This window comes from Desulfatibacillum alkenivorans DSM 16219 (assembly GCF_900142135.1).
GTDB lineage: Bacteria > Desulfobacterota > Desulfobacteria > Desulfobacterales > Desulfatibacillaceae > Desulfatibacillum > Desulfatibacillum alkenivorans.
Map to the genome: position 1 here is coordinate 171,393 of NZ_FQZU01000003.1, position 15,308 is coordinate 186,700.

11 protein-coding genes are annotated in these 15,308 nt (G+C 55.5%); 8 read left to right on the top strand and 3 right to left on the bottom strand.

Going from position 1 to position 15,308, the window contains the following annotated elements:
* The first annotated feature begins 26 nt into the window (after positions 1-26).
* From BUE18_RS04180 to BUE18_RS04200, 5 genes are all read left to right on the top strand, one after another.
* Positions 27-1,001 carry a 3'-5' exoribonuclease YhaM family protein gene (locus tag BUE18_RS04180; protein WP_073473166.1) on the top strand — a complete coding sequence of 325 codons (975 nt, stop codon included), beginning with the start codon at positions 27-29 and terminating at the stop codon, positions 999-1,001.
* The gene (gene tmk, locus BUE18_RS04185) at positions 994-1,656 is read left to right on the top strand and encodes a dTMP kinase (RefSeq protein ID WP_073473169.1); all 663 of its coding nucleotides are present in this window, start codon (positions 994-996) and stop codon (positions 1,654-1,656) included. Before BUE18_RS04180 ends, tmk begins: the two co-directional genes overlap by 8 nt.
* Positions 1,657-1,683: 27 nt before the next feature.
* Complete coding sequence (gene cysS, locus BUE18_RS04190) at positions 1,684-3,954, top strand: cysteine--tRNA ligase (RefSeq protein WP_073473451.1); 2,271 nt, start codon at positions 1,684-1,686, stop codon at positions 3,952-3,954.
* A gap of 35 nt (positions 3,955-3,989) precedes the next feature.
* Positions 3,990-4,955, top strand: coding sequence for a hypothetical protein (locus tag BUE18_RS04195; RefSeq protein WP_073473172.1), 966 nt, complete (start codon positions 3,990-3,992; stop codon positions 4,953-4,955).
* 72 nt (positions 4,956-5,027) lie between these two features.
* Complete coding sequence (locus BUE18_RS04200; protein WP_073473174.1) at positions 5,028-6,521, top strand: AMP-binding protein; 1,494 nt, start codon at positions 5,028-5,030, stop codon at positions 6,519-6,521.
* Positions 6,522-6,572: 51 nt separating this feature from the next.
* On the opposite strand, the gene BUE18_RS27830 is transcribed toward BUE18_RS04200, so the two are convergent.
* Complete coding sequence (locus BUE18_RS27830) at positions 6,573-6,740, bottom strand: hypothetical protein (RefSeq protein WP_170868261.1); 168 nt, start codon at positions 6,738-6,740, stop codon at positions 6,573-6,575.
* 1,130 nt (positions 6,741-7,870) lie between these two features.
* Between BUE18_RS27830 and BUE18_RS04205 the strand changes: the two genes are divergently transcribed.
* The 3 genes from BUE18_RS04205 to BUE18_RS04215 all read left to right on the top strand — a co-directional run bounded on the left by BUE18_RS04205 (position 7,871) and on the right by BUE18_RS04215 (position 12,925).
* Positions 7,871-9,142, top strand: a complete 1,272-nt coding sequence (locus BUE18_RS04205) for a metallophosphoesterase family protein (RefSeq protein ID WP_073473177.1) — start codon at positions 7,871-7,873, stop codon at positions 9,140-9,142.
* A complete protein-coding gene (locus BUE18_RS04210; RefSeq protein WP_073473180.1) occupies positions 9,139-12,315 on the top strand; it encodes an ATP-binding protein in 3,177 nt (1,058 codons plus the stop codon). The genes BUE18_RS04205 and BUE18_RS04210 overlap by 4 nt, the downstream gene beginning before the upstream one ends.
* Before the next feature lie 136 nt (positions 12,316-12,451).
* A complete protein-coding gene (locus BUE18_RS04215; RefSeq protein WP_073473183.1) occupies positions 12,452-12,925 on the top strand; it encodes a PilZ domain-containing protein in 474 nt (157 codons plus the stop codon).
* 6 nt (positions 12,926-12,931) lie between these two features.
* On the opposite strand, the gene BUE18_RS04220 is transcribed toward BUE18_RS04215, so the two are convergent.
* Together BUE18_RS04220 and BUE18_RS04225 are read right to left on the bottom strand one after the other, a co-directional pair.
* Positions 12,932-14,506, bottom strand: a complete 1,575-nt coding sequence (locus BUE18_RS04220; RefSeq protein ID WP_139264604.1) for a DUF4384 domain-containing protein — start codon at positions 14,504-14,506, stop codon at positions 12,932-12,934.
* Between the two features lie 21 nt (positions 14,507-14,527).
* Positions 14,528-15,304: a hypothetical protein gene (locus BUE18_RS04225; RefSeq protein ID WP_073473189.1), complete on the bottom strand. Its 777-nt coding sequence runs from the start codon at positions 15,302-15,304 to the stop codon at positions 14,528-14,530.
* Between the last annotated feature and the right edge of the window lie 4 nt (positions 15,305-15,308).

Genomic DNA, 15,308 nt, shown 5'->3' on the forward strand with positions numbered 1-15,308 from the left:
TTTAACCCTTAACCTCATGGGGACCCATGACCAAAACGACTTTTGTGGAAAACATACAGCCCGGCGAGAAAGTTCAGGCTGTTTTCGCCGTGACCGACAAATCCGTCTCCCATCGCAAGGACGGCGCTCCGTTTTTGAACCTCACCCTGGTGGACCGCACCGGCTCGGTCAGGGCCATCATGTGGGATCTTCTGCCCGACACCCTGGCCTCTTTTGATAACGGCGACTACGTGGCTGTCATGGCTCAGGCCGGAACCTACCGGGACCAGTTGCAGCTTACCATCAAGGCCCTGGCCAGAACGCCCGACGATGAGGTGGATCCCAGCGATTTTCTGCCCGCGTGCCCCACGGACCCTCAAAAGCTTTTCGCCAAGCTCAAGGAGTTGACGGAAAGCATCCAAGATCCTTTCCTGAACAAGCTCATGAATGCGTTCTGGGAGGACGAGGCCTTTGTCAAAGCCTTTACCGCGGCGCCGGCCGGAAAGAAAATGCATCATGCATACATTGGCGGCCTGGCCGAGCACACCTTGTCCGTGGCTCTGCTTGTGGATCCCCTGGCCGGGCATTACATAAAAAACAAAGGCGTTAACCGGGATCTGCTCCTGGTGGGCGCCGTGCTTCACGATGTGGGCAAGGTGCAGGAATTCCAGTGGAAAGCGGCCATAGACTACTCGGACGCCGGCCGGTTGATGGGCCACGCGGTCCTGGGCGTCAGAATGCTGGACGAGAAAATTGCCGCCATCCCGGATTTTCCTAACGAAACAGCCATGATGATCAGGCATATGATAGTCAGCCACCATGGAGAAAGGGAGTTCGGCGCCATAGAGACGCCCAAGACCCTGGAGGCGATTATATTGAATAACATTGACGACCTGGACGCCAAGGTAAACGGGGTCCGCACTTTCATGGACCAGGAGGATAACGGAGAAGCCTGGACCGGATACCATCGCTTGATGGAGCGCCATTTCTATCGGGGAAGAAAGGCGGGCGGCAATGAGTAGGCCGGGCGTTTTCATCACGTTGGAAGGAATTGAAGGCGCCGGAAAAACCACCCAGGTCGGGCGCATTCTGGAATTCATGGAATCCCAGGGCTACGAATGCATTTCCACCCGGGAGCCCGGCGGCACAGGCATCGGCGCAAAGATCAGGGCCATTTTGCTTAATTCGGAGCATGTCACCCTGGCCCCCCTGGCTGAGCTCTTGTTGTACGAGGCGGACAGGGCCCAGCATCTGGCCCGTTTGATCAAGCCTGCTCTGGAAGCCGGCAAATGCGTGGTTTGCGACCGGTTTTGCGACGCCACGACCGCTTATCAGGGATACGCCCGGGAGCTTTCCCTGGATTTTATCAACCAACTCCACGCCCGGATTCTGGACGGCCTGACGCCGGATTTGACCCTGCTGTTTGACCTGCCGGCGGAAGTTGGGTTATCCAGAGCCAAGGCCAGGCTGCACGAGCAGAACAACACAAGCCGGGAAGGCCGTTTCGAGGCCGAAGATCTGGCTTTTCACCGCAAGGTGCGGCAGGGCTACCTGGCTCTGGCAAAGGCCGAACCCGGGCGCTTCAGCATTGTAAACGCCGACGCCGCCCCGGGTCAGGTCTGGGAAGAAACCAAGGAATTACTGGCCGAATTCACGGCTAAAAGAAACCTCGCATAAACCATGCGCATGGCTGAACAAAAGGTTATGGATAGCATACTGGACTATATAGGCAACACGCCCCTGGTGGAAATAAGGCGCTTGAATCCCAACCCTGCGGTGCGCATTTTCGCCAAGCTGGAGTATTTCAATCCCGGCGGCTCCATCAAGGACCGCGCGGCCCTTTCCATGATCGAGGAAGGGGAGAGGACCGGAGAGCTTACCAAAGACAAGACCGTACTCGAAGCCACCAGCGGCAATACGGGAATCGGCCTGGCCCTGGTGTGTTCGGTCAAAGGGTATCGCCTGTTATTGGCCATGAGCGAGTCGGTGAGCGAAGAACGGAGGAAAATCCTGTCCGCGCGCGGCGCCGAAATCCTGTTGACTCCCGGGCGCCTGGGCACGGACGGCGCTATTGAGGAAGTCTACAGGCTGGTGCGCGAAAATCCCGACAAGTATTTCATGACCGACCAATACAACAACGAAGCCAACTGGAAAGCCCACGTGCAGAGCACGGCGCCGGAAATCTGGGAGCAGAGCATGCACCAGATCACCCATATGGTGGCCGCCATCGGCACCACGGGCACGTGCATGGGGCTCTCCCGGGGGTTGAAAGCCTTTAACCCGAACATCCGGATGATCGGGGTGGAGCCTTATTTCGGGCATAAAATTCAAGGCCTGAAAAATCTCAAGGAGTCCTACGTTCCGGAAATTTTCGACAAGAAGGCCCTGGACGAAAAGGTGAATGTGGACGACGAAGAAGCCTTTGAAATGGCTCGCCGTTTGGCCAAGGAAGAAGGCTTGTTTGTGGGCATGAGCTCCGGTGCGGCCATGGCCATTGCGTGCAAAAAAGCCATGGAGCTGAAGTCCGGCGTGATTGTGGCTCTTCTGCCCGACTCAGGGGAGCGCTATCTCTCCACGTCCTTGTTCGCAGTCCAGGAAAAATCCGGCCTGACCCTGTACAATACGGCGACCCGTTCCAAGGAATCGTTCACGCCCATAAAGCCCGGCAAGGCGGGCATGTACTCCTGCGGCCCCACGGCTAACGAACCCATGGGGCTTGGGCACTGCCGGCGCTTTGTGTTTGCGGATCTGTTAAGCCGGTATCTGACTTATAAGGGCTTGGACGTCAAGCACATCATAAATATCACGGACATGGACGACAAGACCATCGAGGGCTCCCAGGATGCCGGAATGGGCCTGGAGGAGTTCACCCAGAAGCATATCGACCAGTTCATGGAGGATATCGAAACTCTGGGCGTCAAGCCCGCGGACGCTTATCCCAGGGCGAGCAAGCATGTGGACGACATGGTGGAGATCGCTTCCAAGCTGGCCGGGACCGGTTTCGCCTATGAAAAAATGCGCTCCCTGTATTTCGACATATCCCGCCTGGAGGGATACGGCGATTTGTCCGGCATTGACCTGGATAAAATCCGCCTGGGCGCCACCGTGGAACTGGACGACTACGAAAAGGACAATCCCCGGGATTTCACCCTGTTCAAGCGCTCCCGCTTGAATGAACTGAAACGGGGCATCTTCGTGAAAACCGAATGGGGCAACGTGCGGCCGAGCTGGCATATCCAGTGTACAGCCATGTCCATGAAATATTTGGGCGAAACATACGATATCCACACGGCCAGCCGCGACTTGGTTTTTCCCCATCATGAAAACGAGGTCGCCATCGCCAAGGCCCTTACCGGCAAACCCCTCGCCAATTACTGGCTGCACTGCGACCAGGTTATCGTGGATGAAAAGGACGCCTGGCCTGAAAAAATCACCCTCCAGGATCTGAAGGACAAGGGCTATACCGGCCGCCAGATTCGATTCTGGCTGTTGGCGACCCATTACCGCAAGCCTTTGCATCTTACCCTGGCCAGCCTGGACAGCGCGGCGAAGGGATTGGAGCGGCTGGACCACTTTGTGGAAGCCCTGCAGAACGCAGACGGCGCCCGCACCAACGCGGACGTGGATCAACTGCTGTACGATATCAAGCAGGGCTTCACCGCCGCCATGGATGACGACCTGTCTGTTTCGGCGGCTCTGTCCTCCCTGTTCGCCGTGGTGAAAAAGGTAAATCGCCTGGCCTCCCAAAACGCCCTGGGCTCCTCCGGCGCACATAAAATTCTTGAAGCCCTCCAAAAGACGGACCAGGTGCTTGGCGTGCTTAGTTTTGATGCAGAGCCTCAGGATGCGGAAATATCGGCCCTTATGGAAAAACGGGAAAAAGCCCGGGCCGAGGGGGATTACGCCGCCGCGGACGCCATTCGGGATCAACTCATCGCCCGGGGCGTGACCGTTAGGGACGGCAAGGCCAAATAACTCCTATCCCAGGTTAAAAGAAGAGAGACGGAAATATGAACGCAATAATTTTTCCATACACCTATATCACCGACGACGAAATTCAGGCATTGAATCTGCTTTTCGGGACGCCCACGCTGTACTTAGCCTCGGATATGGAAATGCCTCCGCCCATCATGGACGCCTATAGAAAAAAACTGGTCTCCCTGTCTCTGCCTTTGGAGGACCAGACGGACAAGAGGCTGCTTCGGTCCGTCCTGGCCGAGTGCCGCTCCTGGGCGGGCGCCATGGACTTGCGGGCTGCGGCCGTGCAAAGCTCCCAGCAGCCGTTGACCGAGGAGGCCTTTTCAGCCAATATCCGGGCCGCCATACAAAAGCAATCCTCTTCCAGCCCGGGGGGCGAAGAGTCTCCGCCTTTGGCCGACCAGGTGTTTCTTTTGCTGGCGCAGGCCTTGGATTTTCAGCACTATGACATGGAGTCCTCCCTTAAAAAGCTCACGGGCCAGGAGAGCGCATTGTTAAAGGAATTGTCCGAGCCGGGGGAGAAAGAGGCGCGCAAAGTGGGCGTATCCTTGTCCAATGCGGACACGCCGAGGGTTCGCAACCTGAGCAGAAGGATGCATGCCTGGGCGCGCATGCTTGGCGAAGACCCGGCGGCTTCCGGCCTGTTTATCACCTTCACCGCCGACGCCCTGGACTTATTGTTGGACAAGATGGACCCTCAACCGCTATCATTCTCCGTAAATGATTTTTCCTGGCCTCCGGCCGAAGGAGAAGCCGCCGACCCGTGGAAGGAGGCTTTTGCAGCCTGTATAAGCCGCTTTACCGCCGGCGAAGCCGACGCTTCCCAGGCTGTAAAGGCGCTGGAACAGCTTCCCGCGCTGGAAGCAGGCGAGGCGGTTTTAAGAATCGCTTTTATTGAGAAAGAGCCTTGCAAGGCCTTTTCTCAGGCTTTAGGAAAGAATTTCAAGCAGGGAGAAGCCTCGAAAGTTAAAAATACGGTCCTGGTCTGCATAGAGTAAATTCCAGACCGGCCCGTCAGACGCTTTCCACAAATCAACCCACAGCCATGCTTGACCAAAGGGGGGAAAGTTATGAGTCTGCACAGTTTAGGGGTTTATGAAATCTACGCCAAAAACGCCTGCGCATACGCCGACGACAATGCCGTGGTTTTTGGACAGGAAAGAATCACTTTCGCCCAGTTGAAAGAGCAGGTGGACGCTCTCGCCAACGGCATGGAGGCCCTTGGCTTCGCCAAGGGGGACCGTATTGCCATCCTGGGGCTTAACACACACAAATATTTATGGATTTTCGGCGCTGCAGCCGCTTTGGGCGTGATCGTCGTTCCCATCAATTGGCGTTTGGCCAAAGAGGAAGCGGCCTATATTCTGGAAGACACTTCCCCCAAATATCTGGTTGTGGATAAAGCCTTTGCAGACACGGGAAAGCAGCTGGAAGGCCAGACCTCCCTGTTATGCTTTGACCCGGATGTGCAGGACATCAAATTCCTGGACAGCCTCATGGAAAACAAGGCGCCCAGGCAATGCCAGGGCTTTGGGGACGATCCGTTTTGCATTATCCACACCGCCGCCGTGGACGGCCATCCCCGCGGCGCCGTCCTGACCCACAATAACGTCATATACAGCAATATCCAGGGCATCGCCACAATGCAGCTTGGGCGCCGGGACGCCTACCTGAACATGCTGCCCATGTTCCACATCACCGGCCTGAATCTGAGCATGTCGGTCATGCATGCAGGCGGCCGGAACATTGTCATGGAGAAATTCGACCCGGCCGAGGCCCTGGACCTGACTCAGGACGAAAAAGTCACCGTCATCGGCAGCTTTCCGCCCATCTTAAGCAACCTGGAAGCGGAACTGGATAAAAACCCCCGGGACGTCTCTTCTTTGAGCCATGTTCTGGGAATCGACGCGCCCCAGGTCATGGCTTCCTGGCAGGAAAAAACCAACAGCACCTTCTGGGCCTTATACGGTCAGACCGAAACGTCGGGCATGGTTTCCACGGCCAAAAGCGTGGAAGCCCCGGGCTCCGCCGGCAGAGAGTCCCTGCTTGCAACCATCAAGATTGTGGATGAAAACGGAGATCAGGCGCCTGCCGGGGTCGCCGGGGAAATCCTGGCGCGCGGCCCTCTTGTCTTTGCCGGCTTCTGGGAAAAAGGGACAATGTCCCGCCAGAGCTTTGATAACGGCTGGCATCGCACGGGAGACCTGGGCAAGCTGGATGAACGCGGCTTCCTGTACTTCGCCGGACGCAAGCCCGAAAAGGAGCTCATCAAGCCCGGCGGAGAAAACGTGTACCCGGCGGAAGTGGAAAACGTCATTCTGCAACACCCGGACGTCAACGAAGTGTGCGTCATAGGGGTTCCGGACCCAAAATTCGGCGAAGGCATCAAGGCGATTTGCGCTTGCCGCCCTGGAGCCGCTTTGACTCCTGAAGAAATCATGGAGTTCGTAGCCGCCCGGATCGCACGCTATAAAAAACCGCGTTATGTAACTTTTGTCGAGGCGCTGCCTAAAACAAAAGATGGCGAAATCAATCGGATCGAGATCAAGAGTCAGCACGGTTAGGCTGGTAGATACCGTGCTGAGAGATCGAGAGGTCTGAATGCCTTTACAAAATTAAGCGCTCTGCTCAGGGAGGCTCAGCCTTTTATCCGGCTGGCCCTTCCTGCGGCGGATGACGTTGCCGATGCCTCTGTTGACCGGCTTTTCTACTACTTTGGTCTCCTGGTTTTCAAACAAGCGAAGCAGTTTTTCTTCCAGGGCCTTTTTTTTCTCAGGATCCACAGCAATACTCCTTTTACATTTTTAAGTGGGGATAAAGATTCCCTCTACCCTGCATTGCGTCCAGGGCTTTTAGTTCCAATTCCGGATCGTCGTTCAATGGATTCGGTTTTTTCGTAGTGCAAACCGGGCGCCAAAAATATTGGCAATCCAGGTTGTTGCGTTCTGTATTATTTGTTGAGTGTTTAAGCCCCTGTTATATATATTCGGCAAAAGTTTCTCAGAAATTAAGCCGTAAATTTATTTTACGGAGGCTTGGGCAATTTGCCTGTAAAACCGGAAACAAGGAAGAGTCGGAGACCTTTTTGCAAGCACGGTTGTCAAAAATATGGCGCAGGCGTCTGATTTATGGCGCATACGCGGTAAGGACACAACCTGCAACGCTTTCAGGCGCTTTTTTTCAGGAATCTTACGAGGGTCCAAGTAAGTTAAATTTCAAGCATATCGAGCGTGGCGAACACACAGTTTCTTTTTAACGATCGGTAAATACTTGCAATGTTAATATACACCCCTGCGCGGAATATCCGCGCGGTCGCTTGCCTCTCGGCCTTCCATTGCGCTGCTTGATTACAGCCTTCGTGCGGCGCAGTGTCTCCCGATGCACAACAGGGATAAGGCGGCGCAAGGAGATCGTTCTCTCCTGCTTCAATTCGCCCCTCAGCCCTTAAACAACATTTTTTATGTACCTTGAGTAGGTTTCCGGGCGGAACTTCACCCGATCCGGCTGTGTGGGGTTTTTCACAAAAGGAGAAGGAAATCAATTCATTTCGGAAAAAAAGTTGTTTGGGCAAAAATACAAGAACAGAGGTGGTTAGGGCGTTTTTTCCCGTGGTTGTTAAGCAAAAATAAATGGAATCGCCGCCGGATTTTTAGTCTTATCAATAACCATTCGATATCAAATGAAAATTGGGGCGAAGCATAGCCTGGAAATTTTTGACCGCATGTAGGCGTTCGCCGGGTGGCGAGCTGATTTTTTAAAGAAAACATTGTTTCTGTTTAATCTTGCGTATTTGAAGTTTTTTCAGGATTTTATTTTTACAAGCGTAGAAACCTTGATATTTCCATAACAGGGTCCGGTCCCCTCTCGCAAGTAAGCCGTTTTGGGTTTTAATGATTTCTGATATATAACGCTTATGGCGACTTTTTCCTTTGTACATGCGGCGGATATTCATCTGGACAGCCCCTTTGCGGGGGTTGCCGCCTCGGCGCCCCATATTCGGGACGCCATGATTCAGGCCAGCTTTGACGCCTGGCGGAATTTGGTGGATTTCTGCATCGAAGAGCAGGCGGCTTTTTTGCTTTTGGCCGGAGATGTGTTTGACTGGGAAGACAGGAGCATAAGAGCCCAACTGGCCTTCCGGGACGGCTGCATGCGTCTTGCCGGGCATGGCATTGGCGTTTACGCGGTGCACGGCAATCACGATCCCCTGCAGGGGCGCTACGCCGCCATAGAGTTGCCGGCGAACGTCAAAATTTTCGGGTCCGTCCGGGTGGAGTCCTGCATTGCAGAGCTCCAGGGCGCTCCCATCGCGGCGATTTCCGGAATCAGTTATCAGGCCAAGGAGGAAAAACGAAATCTCGCCCGCATGTTTGCCTCTCATGCCATTCCCGAAGGATTGTTTTCCATCGGCCTGGTCCATGCCAATCTGGGAAGCTCCACCGGGCATGCTCCTTACGCCCCCTGCTCCATGAAGGACCTTTCGCTGGATTCGGTGGATTATTGGGCCTTGGGGCACGTGCATCAGAAGCGTATAGCCGGAGAAGAGCCCTATATTGTCTATCCCGGCAATATCCAGGGCCGGAGCTTTACCGAGCAGGGGGAGCGGGGCGCCTATCTGGTCCGGGTTCGCGGCGGGGCGGTTGCCTCCCTGGATTTCAGGCCCTTGGACGCCGTGCGGTTTTTGGCGATCAATGCTTCCATAACCGCTCATCGGACTTTGGACAGCCTTCTACAGGATATGATCGACGCTCTGTATCAGGCCACGGAGGATAACCCAACCCTTCCCTTGATTTGCCGGTTCATCCTTTCCGGCCGGGGGGTTTTGTTTCACGAATTGATCGGGCCGGAGGCTGTGGAGCAGCTTTTGGAAAACATGCGCGAAACATTTTTGGATCGAGATCCTTTTGTATGGGTGGAGAAAATCCGCTGCCAATGCCAGCCCGAGAAAGAACTTTCCGAATTCATGGGTTCGGACGACTTGCTCGCCCGGGTCTTGAAAGACATGGCGGACATGGAGTCCTCTCCCGAAGATCTGCTGGAGTTCGGCCGAAAAAGTCTGAAGCCTTTGTTTGGGCGCAGGCTGGTTTCCGGCGCTATGGGAAAGCTGTCCGAAAGCGACGTCCTGGAAATGCTCGCCGAAGCGCGGAATCTTTGCATCGACTTGTTGGGCAAGGAGGATGCATGATTATCCGGGGCTTTAAGATCAACGGGTTTGGCGTCTTTCATCAAACGGAGGCGCAGGGGTTTGCTTCAGGCCTGAACATCTTCCTCGGGGAGAATGAAGCAGGCAAGTCAACTCTTCTGGCCTTTATCAGGGCCGTGCTTTTTGGATTTCCCGCCAATAGGGGGGGAATCAACACCTATCCTCCTTTGAACGGCGGCGTCCATGGAGGAAGCCTTATCCTGGACGGGGAGGAGGGCCCGGTCATTATCACCCGCAGCCCCGGTTCTTACGGGGGAAACGTATCCGTATCCTATCCCGGAGGCGCAAAAGGGGGGAGGGACGACCTGCTCCACATGCTTGGGGGAACCACGGCCGCCTTATACAATAATGTATACGCGTTCAGCCTGTCTGAGTTGGAAACCCTGCAAAGCCTGACCAGCGAGGAAGTGGCTTCGGCCCTGTACGGCGCCAGCCTGGGCGCCGGAGTGCAATCCCTTTCAAACGCCCGGAAAAAAATCGCGCAAAAAACAGGCGAGTTGTTCAAGCCTTCGGGAAAAAAGCCCCTCATCAACCAGACTATCACCGAGTTTAAGGAAAACGCCGCGCTTGTTGGGCGGGCGGCCAAAGACGCGGATGTGTATCAGGCCTCGGTGGAGGAGATTAACGGCCTGGAAGAGGCTATGAAATCCTCCAAGGCGGCCGTCAAAAAATTTCGTGAAGATATTCTTTACTTCGAAAAAATCATTAATCTTTGGGACCATTGGATAGCACACTCCCAGGCCAAGGCCTCTTTAGACGGCCTGCCGCAGGATGCAATTCTGCTTCCCGAGGACTCCCGGTCCGGGCTGGAATCCGTCCTGGAAAAAATGGAGGAGACCGGACGGGAAATTGTGGTTTTGAAAGAGGAGGCGGCCGCGGAAAAAATCAAGGCGGCCTCTTTGCCAGTGGAGCCCGGTTTGTTGGATTTGGGCGGGGTCATAACCTCCCTTAACGGAGAGTATGCGCGCTTCCGGGAAAATCAGGAGACCTTGCAAAGGCTGTCCAATCAATTGGATCAAAAAAACCTGGAGGTCGAAGCCCTGTGCAAATCCTTGGGCGAAGGCTGGACCCGGGAGCGGCTGGCGAACAGACAGGGGGCTCTTTTTTCCAAACAGGATTTGGAAGCAAATGACTTGGCGCTGAGCAGCGCCGCGGAAGCGGCGGAGCGGGCCAAGGGGCGAAAATCCATGCGTAGGGAGGCTTTGGAAGAACTTCGCGCCGAAGAGGGCCGCCGCAGAGAATCCTTGGAAAAAGTCGGCGTGCCCGGTCCTGGATGGGAATCCGCCTTGCAGTCCGGCCGGGATCCCCTGGCGAAAGCCAAAGCCCAGGCCCGGGAGTTATCTGACTTGACGGCCCGGGAGCAAAGGCTGGCGCAGGAGCAAACGCACCTGGACCAGCGCATGGCTGACGCCGCCGCACTGGCCTGGAAGCGCAAGAGGGGCGCCGCGCCGGCGTTGGTATTTATAGTCTTATCCATCGGCTGCCTTGCCTTGTCCCTTGTAAAGCCTGAGCTGCATTTTTTGCTTTACTCAGGCGGCGCAGCATTTATCATCGCCTGTTTGATTTTGATTATAAATGCAAAGACTAATGCTTCTGCAGCATTTGTGGACAACATGGCGCGTAAAGACCCGGAGTTCGGCCGAATGTCGCAGGCCGCGGAGGCGCTTGCCAGGAATCTGGAAGCAACCAAAGATAAGATCGAATCCCTGGCCGCAAGCCTGGATCTTCAAACGCCGGTCTCGCCGCAGGCGTTTTCCGAAGTTTTCGCCAATCTGGATAATGAATCAGAACGATACAGGGTATGGTCCGGCCTTTATCAAGGTTTGATGGAAACCGGACAAAAATGCGAAGCAGCCGCCTCTCGTCTCCAAGAGGCGGATAAGCTGTATAAAGAAGCGGAGGAAAAACAGACTAAAGCCAATGCCGCCTGGCGGGCCTGGCTGGAGGAGCAGGGGCTCCCCAATAGCTTGCCGCCACGATCCGCCAGGGAAGCGCTTGAAAGCATGGAAAAAGGCGCTGGAATTCTGCGGCAGGCGCTCAGCCTGGAGCGGGACATAGCCCAATGCAGCCGGACCATCCAGGAATTTGAAGATAAACTGCACCGTCTGACAGAGTCTTTGGGCGCGCCCTATCCCCAGCCCGGCATGATCCAGGCCATGCTTCAGGATTTATCCGGCAGACTGGAAAAAACCCGGCGAAACCTTGCCGTTAAGGAGGAAATCTCCTCCGGTCTGGAAGGCCTGGAAAGGAAGATCCTGGAGAAAAACCTGGCCTTGGAGCAACTGGCGAAAAAAAGAAAAGGCTTTCTGGCCCAGGCTCGGGCTGAAAATGAAGAAGAGTTTCTGGAAAAATTTCGGATTTCCGGCGAGCGCCGAAACCTTTTGGCAAAATTGAAAACCGCCGCTGCAGCCATGGGAAATATCTCAGGGGAAAAGGACTTAAGCAGGCTTTTGAGCTTGCTGGAAGCCCTGGACCGCGACGCCTGCCGCATCAAGCTGCAAGAAGCTCAAGAGGCTTTGGCTTTGGCTGAAGAGGACTTTGAGTCTCAAACCAAACGTTTGGCCGAGCTTAATGCCGGCCTGAAGAACATGGCCTCGGACCAAAAAATCTCCCGGCTTCGGGCAAAGGAGGAGGAGCTTGCAGAAAAAATGCGCTCCCAGGCTTTGCAATGGGGCGCTTACACCTTGGCGGGCGCCTTTCTGGAACGGGCGGTGGCGGTTTTGGAGCAGGAGCAGCAGCCCGAGGTCATCACCCGGGCCGGGGCTATATTCCGGGAAATTACGAACGGACGCTACGAGCGGATATACGCCCCTTTGGGGGAAGGCGGCATTGAGTTGATTATGCGGGACGGGGTTCGAAAAAGCCCGGCCCAGCTAAGCCGGGGAACGGCTGAACTCCTTTACTTGTGCCTTCGAATGGGATATATTGAATCCCGGTCAGTTCAGGGCGCCAACCTGCCCGTCGTCATGGACGACGTCCTGGTGAATTTCGATGCGCAACGGGCTTCCCAAGCGGCGAAAGCCATTTCCAGCCTTGCCCGGGGCCGTCAAGTATTCCTTTTTACCTGCCACAAGCGTTTTGTAGAATTGTTTAAGGGCGGGGCTTCCGATTTGCAATCCTTCACCTTGAACTGCGGTAATATTATTCCTGCTTGAGCATTTTTCGCTAAAAGGCGCTTTGCAAAAAGCAATCTCTTGATTTTTCATCAATTTTTTTGTACCTTTTTGTATCGCTGACCACCGGATCATAGAGCCTCCCCAGGGTTGAGGGAAGGCGTTTACGGGGAATTGTATGTCGCAACCCAAAACTGTGTATGTAAATTCCGATGATACGGCAGTCTTTGTCTGCCCCAATTGCGGGTCTTCGAAAACCGCTTCCGTCGCCAGATTCAAAAATCAGCGGGGCGCCATTAAAGTCCGTTGCGCCTGTAAAGAGGTGTATCGCGTCCAGTTGGAGTTCCGGAGATCCTGGCGAAAGCCTACGGAGCTTAACGGCTTGTATACCAAAGCCGGGGACGAAACCATCGGCGGGCGCATGGTGGTTAAAAACATCTCTCAAGGGGGGGTGGGCTTTATCACCAAAAGCAAAAATCGGCTGCAGATCGGCGACGTGATCAATCTGAAATTCAACCTGGATGATGCGGAAAAATCGCAAATAAGAAAAAGAGCCGAAGTCCGGGTGGTGGAGGACCATTACACCGGCTGCCAATTTACCGATATGGCGGGAACTTACGACAAGGCTCTCGGCTTTTACCTCAAACGCTGATCAATCTTACAGATGTTTGAAATCGAACACCTGGACATGCCTGCCCTTGAAAACGCGCTCTGCGTCTTCGGGGCTGGAAATGCCTGCCAGGGCGGATTGCAGGTCGCCCTGGGGCTCATGGCCGGAAACCAGGATAATGTTTTCCAGGCCCACCTTTTTATCCAGCACAAACCAATCCTCATTCGGCAATTCCAAAACATCCCCGGCCTTTAAACGGCCGCTGTACAATTCGCTGGCGACTTTGCCGGGACCGATGTGAATGACGTGCACATAAGCGTCCCGATCAACGGACGCCTTCACCTTTAGGGCGTCTCCGGATTCCAGCTTCCATCCAGGCTCCATGGTGAACACGTCAGGCCCGGCGGGACCCAAGGCGCTCACCCGGTTTAGCTGGCTGTCGTTTTTTCGGGCGAGCACAGCCAGGCTTCCCGTTGGAAGAATCGAAGGCCGGGATGAGACGGCCGCCAACTCCGCATCCCTGGAAACCGGTTGATCGGCATCGTTGTTGGGAATAGCCAAAAAGACGAACAAGGCCAGACAGGCCGCGGCTGCCGCGGCGGCCAGTTTGGGCGTGAAAAATGACGCCAATCCGGTTTGCAGCGCCTCCAGCCAGGACCTTTTTTCAGGCGCGAGGCGCAAGGCCTTTTCCAAGGCCGGCAATACAGCCGGCGCCGCGTCCTGCGCCATGGCCTCGCGAGCCGAAGTCCTCACGTCATGGGCCAGATCCATGGCGGCGCAATCCAGCGCCAGCGTCTCAATTATGGCGTCTTCCTCGGCCGGGTCCAGTTCTCCCAAGCCCAGAGCGACCGCCTGCTCCGTCCTTTGGGCGTCCAACTCTTCGTCCTTTGACTCCATGAGCCGGCGGAAGCCGTTCATTAAAGGCTCGTCAAGAGCCTCATCCCCGGCTTCAGCGCCGGAGGGCGAAGTCTCCATCCATGCTAACGCCTCGTTGTATTCTCTTTCTCTAAACGCCGGCCACAGGTCCCGGATCATGTGAAAGCAGCCTATGGACTCCCTAAAACGCTCGCCGATGCGCGAAAGGCGCTCCACGAGTTCAGCGGATTCAAGACCCCGGAAAAGAGCGCCCCCCAGCTCTTCTCTCACGCGGTCCATCATGGCGAATCGCACGACAAATTCATGGGCGGCCTCCCGAACCTCCAAGGCAAGATCCGGATGGTCTTCAAACAGCCGTGCGTCTTCTTCCAGGCGCAGGACCTGTTCCAGGAATTTTTCCAAAGAACGGGCCATGGCCCCAACTTCCCCGTTCAAGACCGCCTGCATGGCATCCCTGTCGTTTTCAAGGCTTTGAGCCAGGGCTGACTTCGCCTCGTCAATCATTCCGTCCAGAACAGCGCCGTAGCCTGCATAGTTTGCAGGCGCGCGTTCCTTGATCCTTCTTTGAGCCGCACAACTCCTTGCACGATGGCAAAGAGCGAGCGATAGCACATATCCCTGGGTGTATCCGGATGGCGGCGCGAGCCAGGATTGTGCAGCCCACAGGTGGATGCTGGCGTCCTCCGTGGCTTGATCAAAAAGATCGTCCCATGAAATGACGGGGGGCGTGTTTGGCGTTGTTGGCATAGCGGTCGTCCTGCGAGGAGGTTATTGGTAAAGGTCTTCGTATTCGTCGAGATACTGCTTCCAATTGCCGCCCCCGCGCTTATGGCGCTTTTTCAGACGGCGCTTCTTTTTGGCGGATTCCCGGCCCTTGGCGCGCTCCCTGGCCTGGTCTGCCCGAGCCTGTTCCAAGCCCCATCCCGCCAGGCTGCACAGGTCCGTGTTTCTGGCCCGCGCTTCGTTGCGGATTTTTTCCACCTGGATGTCCCGCATTTCCGTAAAACTGACTCCCTCGCTGCCGTAACAGGTCATCAGGTTGTACGTCTCCGTCTCTTCCGGAAGCAGGGACGCCTTTAAAACCAAAGGCGCGTCAGGCATCAGGCAGAACATGTGGGCTTGTTCGTTGTCGCAATAATAATAAGCGTACCTGGGAACCTGGCCTCCTTCCATGAGGCACTGCACCAGGGCGTTGCAATAAGCCTGCTCCAGCTGCTTCACCGACGCCGGACACCTGTCGAAAAGACGGCAGCCTTCCCGGCCGTCGTCGCAGGGCGGATTTTCAGGGCTGAATTTAAAAAAAGGGCAGCCGGCTTTTTCCAGGTCTGTGATGCACCGGCGGATCAACTCAATGTCCACGCTGCTGATTCTCTTCCAGGTGGTCTCGTATTGGGTGAGATTGGTAAGGTGCTTGACCGCGTGGCTGCGCAGCTTGGCTGCACGGCGAAACAGGATGATTTGCAAAGGGCCATGATCCCTGATCCTCGGCGCATCCTGAGTCTCTTCCAGGTCGATCTCAAAAAATCTGGCATGATCACGCCACATACGA

What these genes read in the sequence shown, in the direction of transcription:
- BUE18_RS04180 (WP_073473166.1), top strand. Translation starts at nt 27, where the DNA reads ATGACCAAAACGACTTTTGTGGAAAACATACAGCCCGGCGAGAAAGTT.
- tmk (WP_073473169.1), top strand. Translation starts at nt 994, where the DNA reads ATGAGTAGGCCGGGCGTTTTCATCACGTTGGAAGGAATTGAAGGCGCC.
- cysS (WP_073473451.1), top strand. Translation starts at nt 1,684, where the DNA reads ATGGATAGCATACTGGACTATATAGGCAACACGCCCCTGGTGGAAATA.
- BUE18_RS04195 (WP_073473172.1), top strand. Translation starts at nt 3,990, where the DNA reads ATGAACGCAATAATTTTTCCATACACCTATATCACCGACGACGAAATT.
- BUE18_RS04200 (WP_073473174.1), top strand. Translation starts at nt 5,028, where the DNA reads ATGAGTCTGCACAGTTTAGGGGTTTATGAAATCTACGCCAAAAACGCC.
- BUE18_RS04205 (WP_073473177.1), top strand. Translation starts at nt 7,871, where the DNA reads ATGGCGACTTTTTCCTTTGTACATGCGGCGGATATTCATCTGGACAGC.
- BUE18_RS04210 (WP_073473180.1), top strand. Translation starts at nt 9,139, where the DNA reads ATGATTATCCGGGGCTTTAAGATCAACGGGTTTGGCGTCTTTCATCAA.
- BUE18_RS04215 (WP_073473183.1), top strand. Translation starts at nt 12,452, where the DNA reads ATGTCGCAACCCAAAACTGTGTATGTAAATTCCGATGATACGGCAGTC.
- BUE18_RS04220 (WP_139264604.1), bottom strand. Translation starts at nt 14,506, where the DNA reads ATGCCAACAACGCCAAACACGCCCCCCGTCATTTCATGGGACGATCTT.
- BUE18_RS04225 (WP_073473189.1), bottom strand. Translation starts at nt 15,304, where the DNA reads ATGTGGCGTGATCATGCCAGATTTTTTGAGATCGACCTGGAAGAGACT.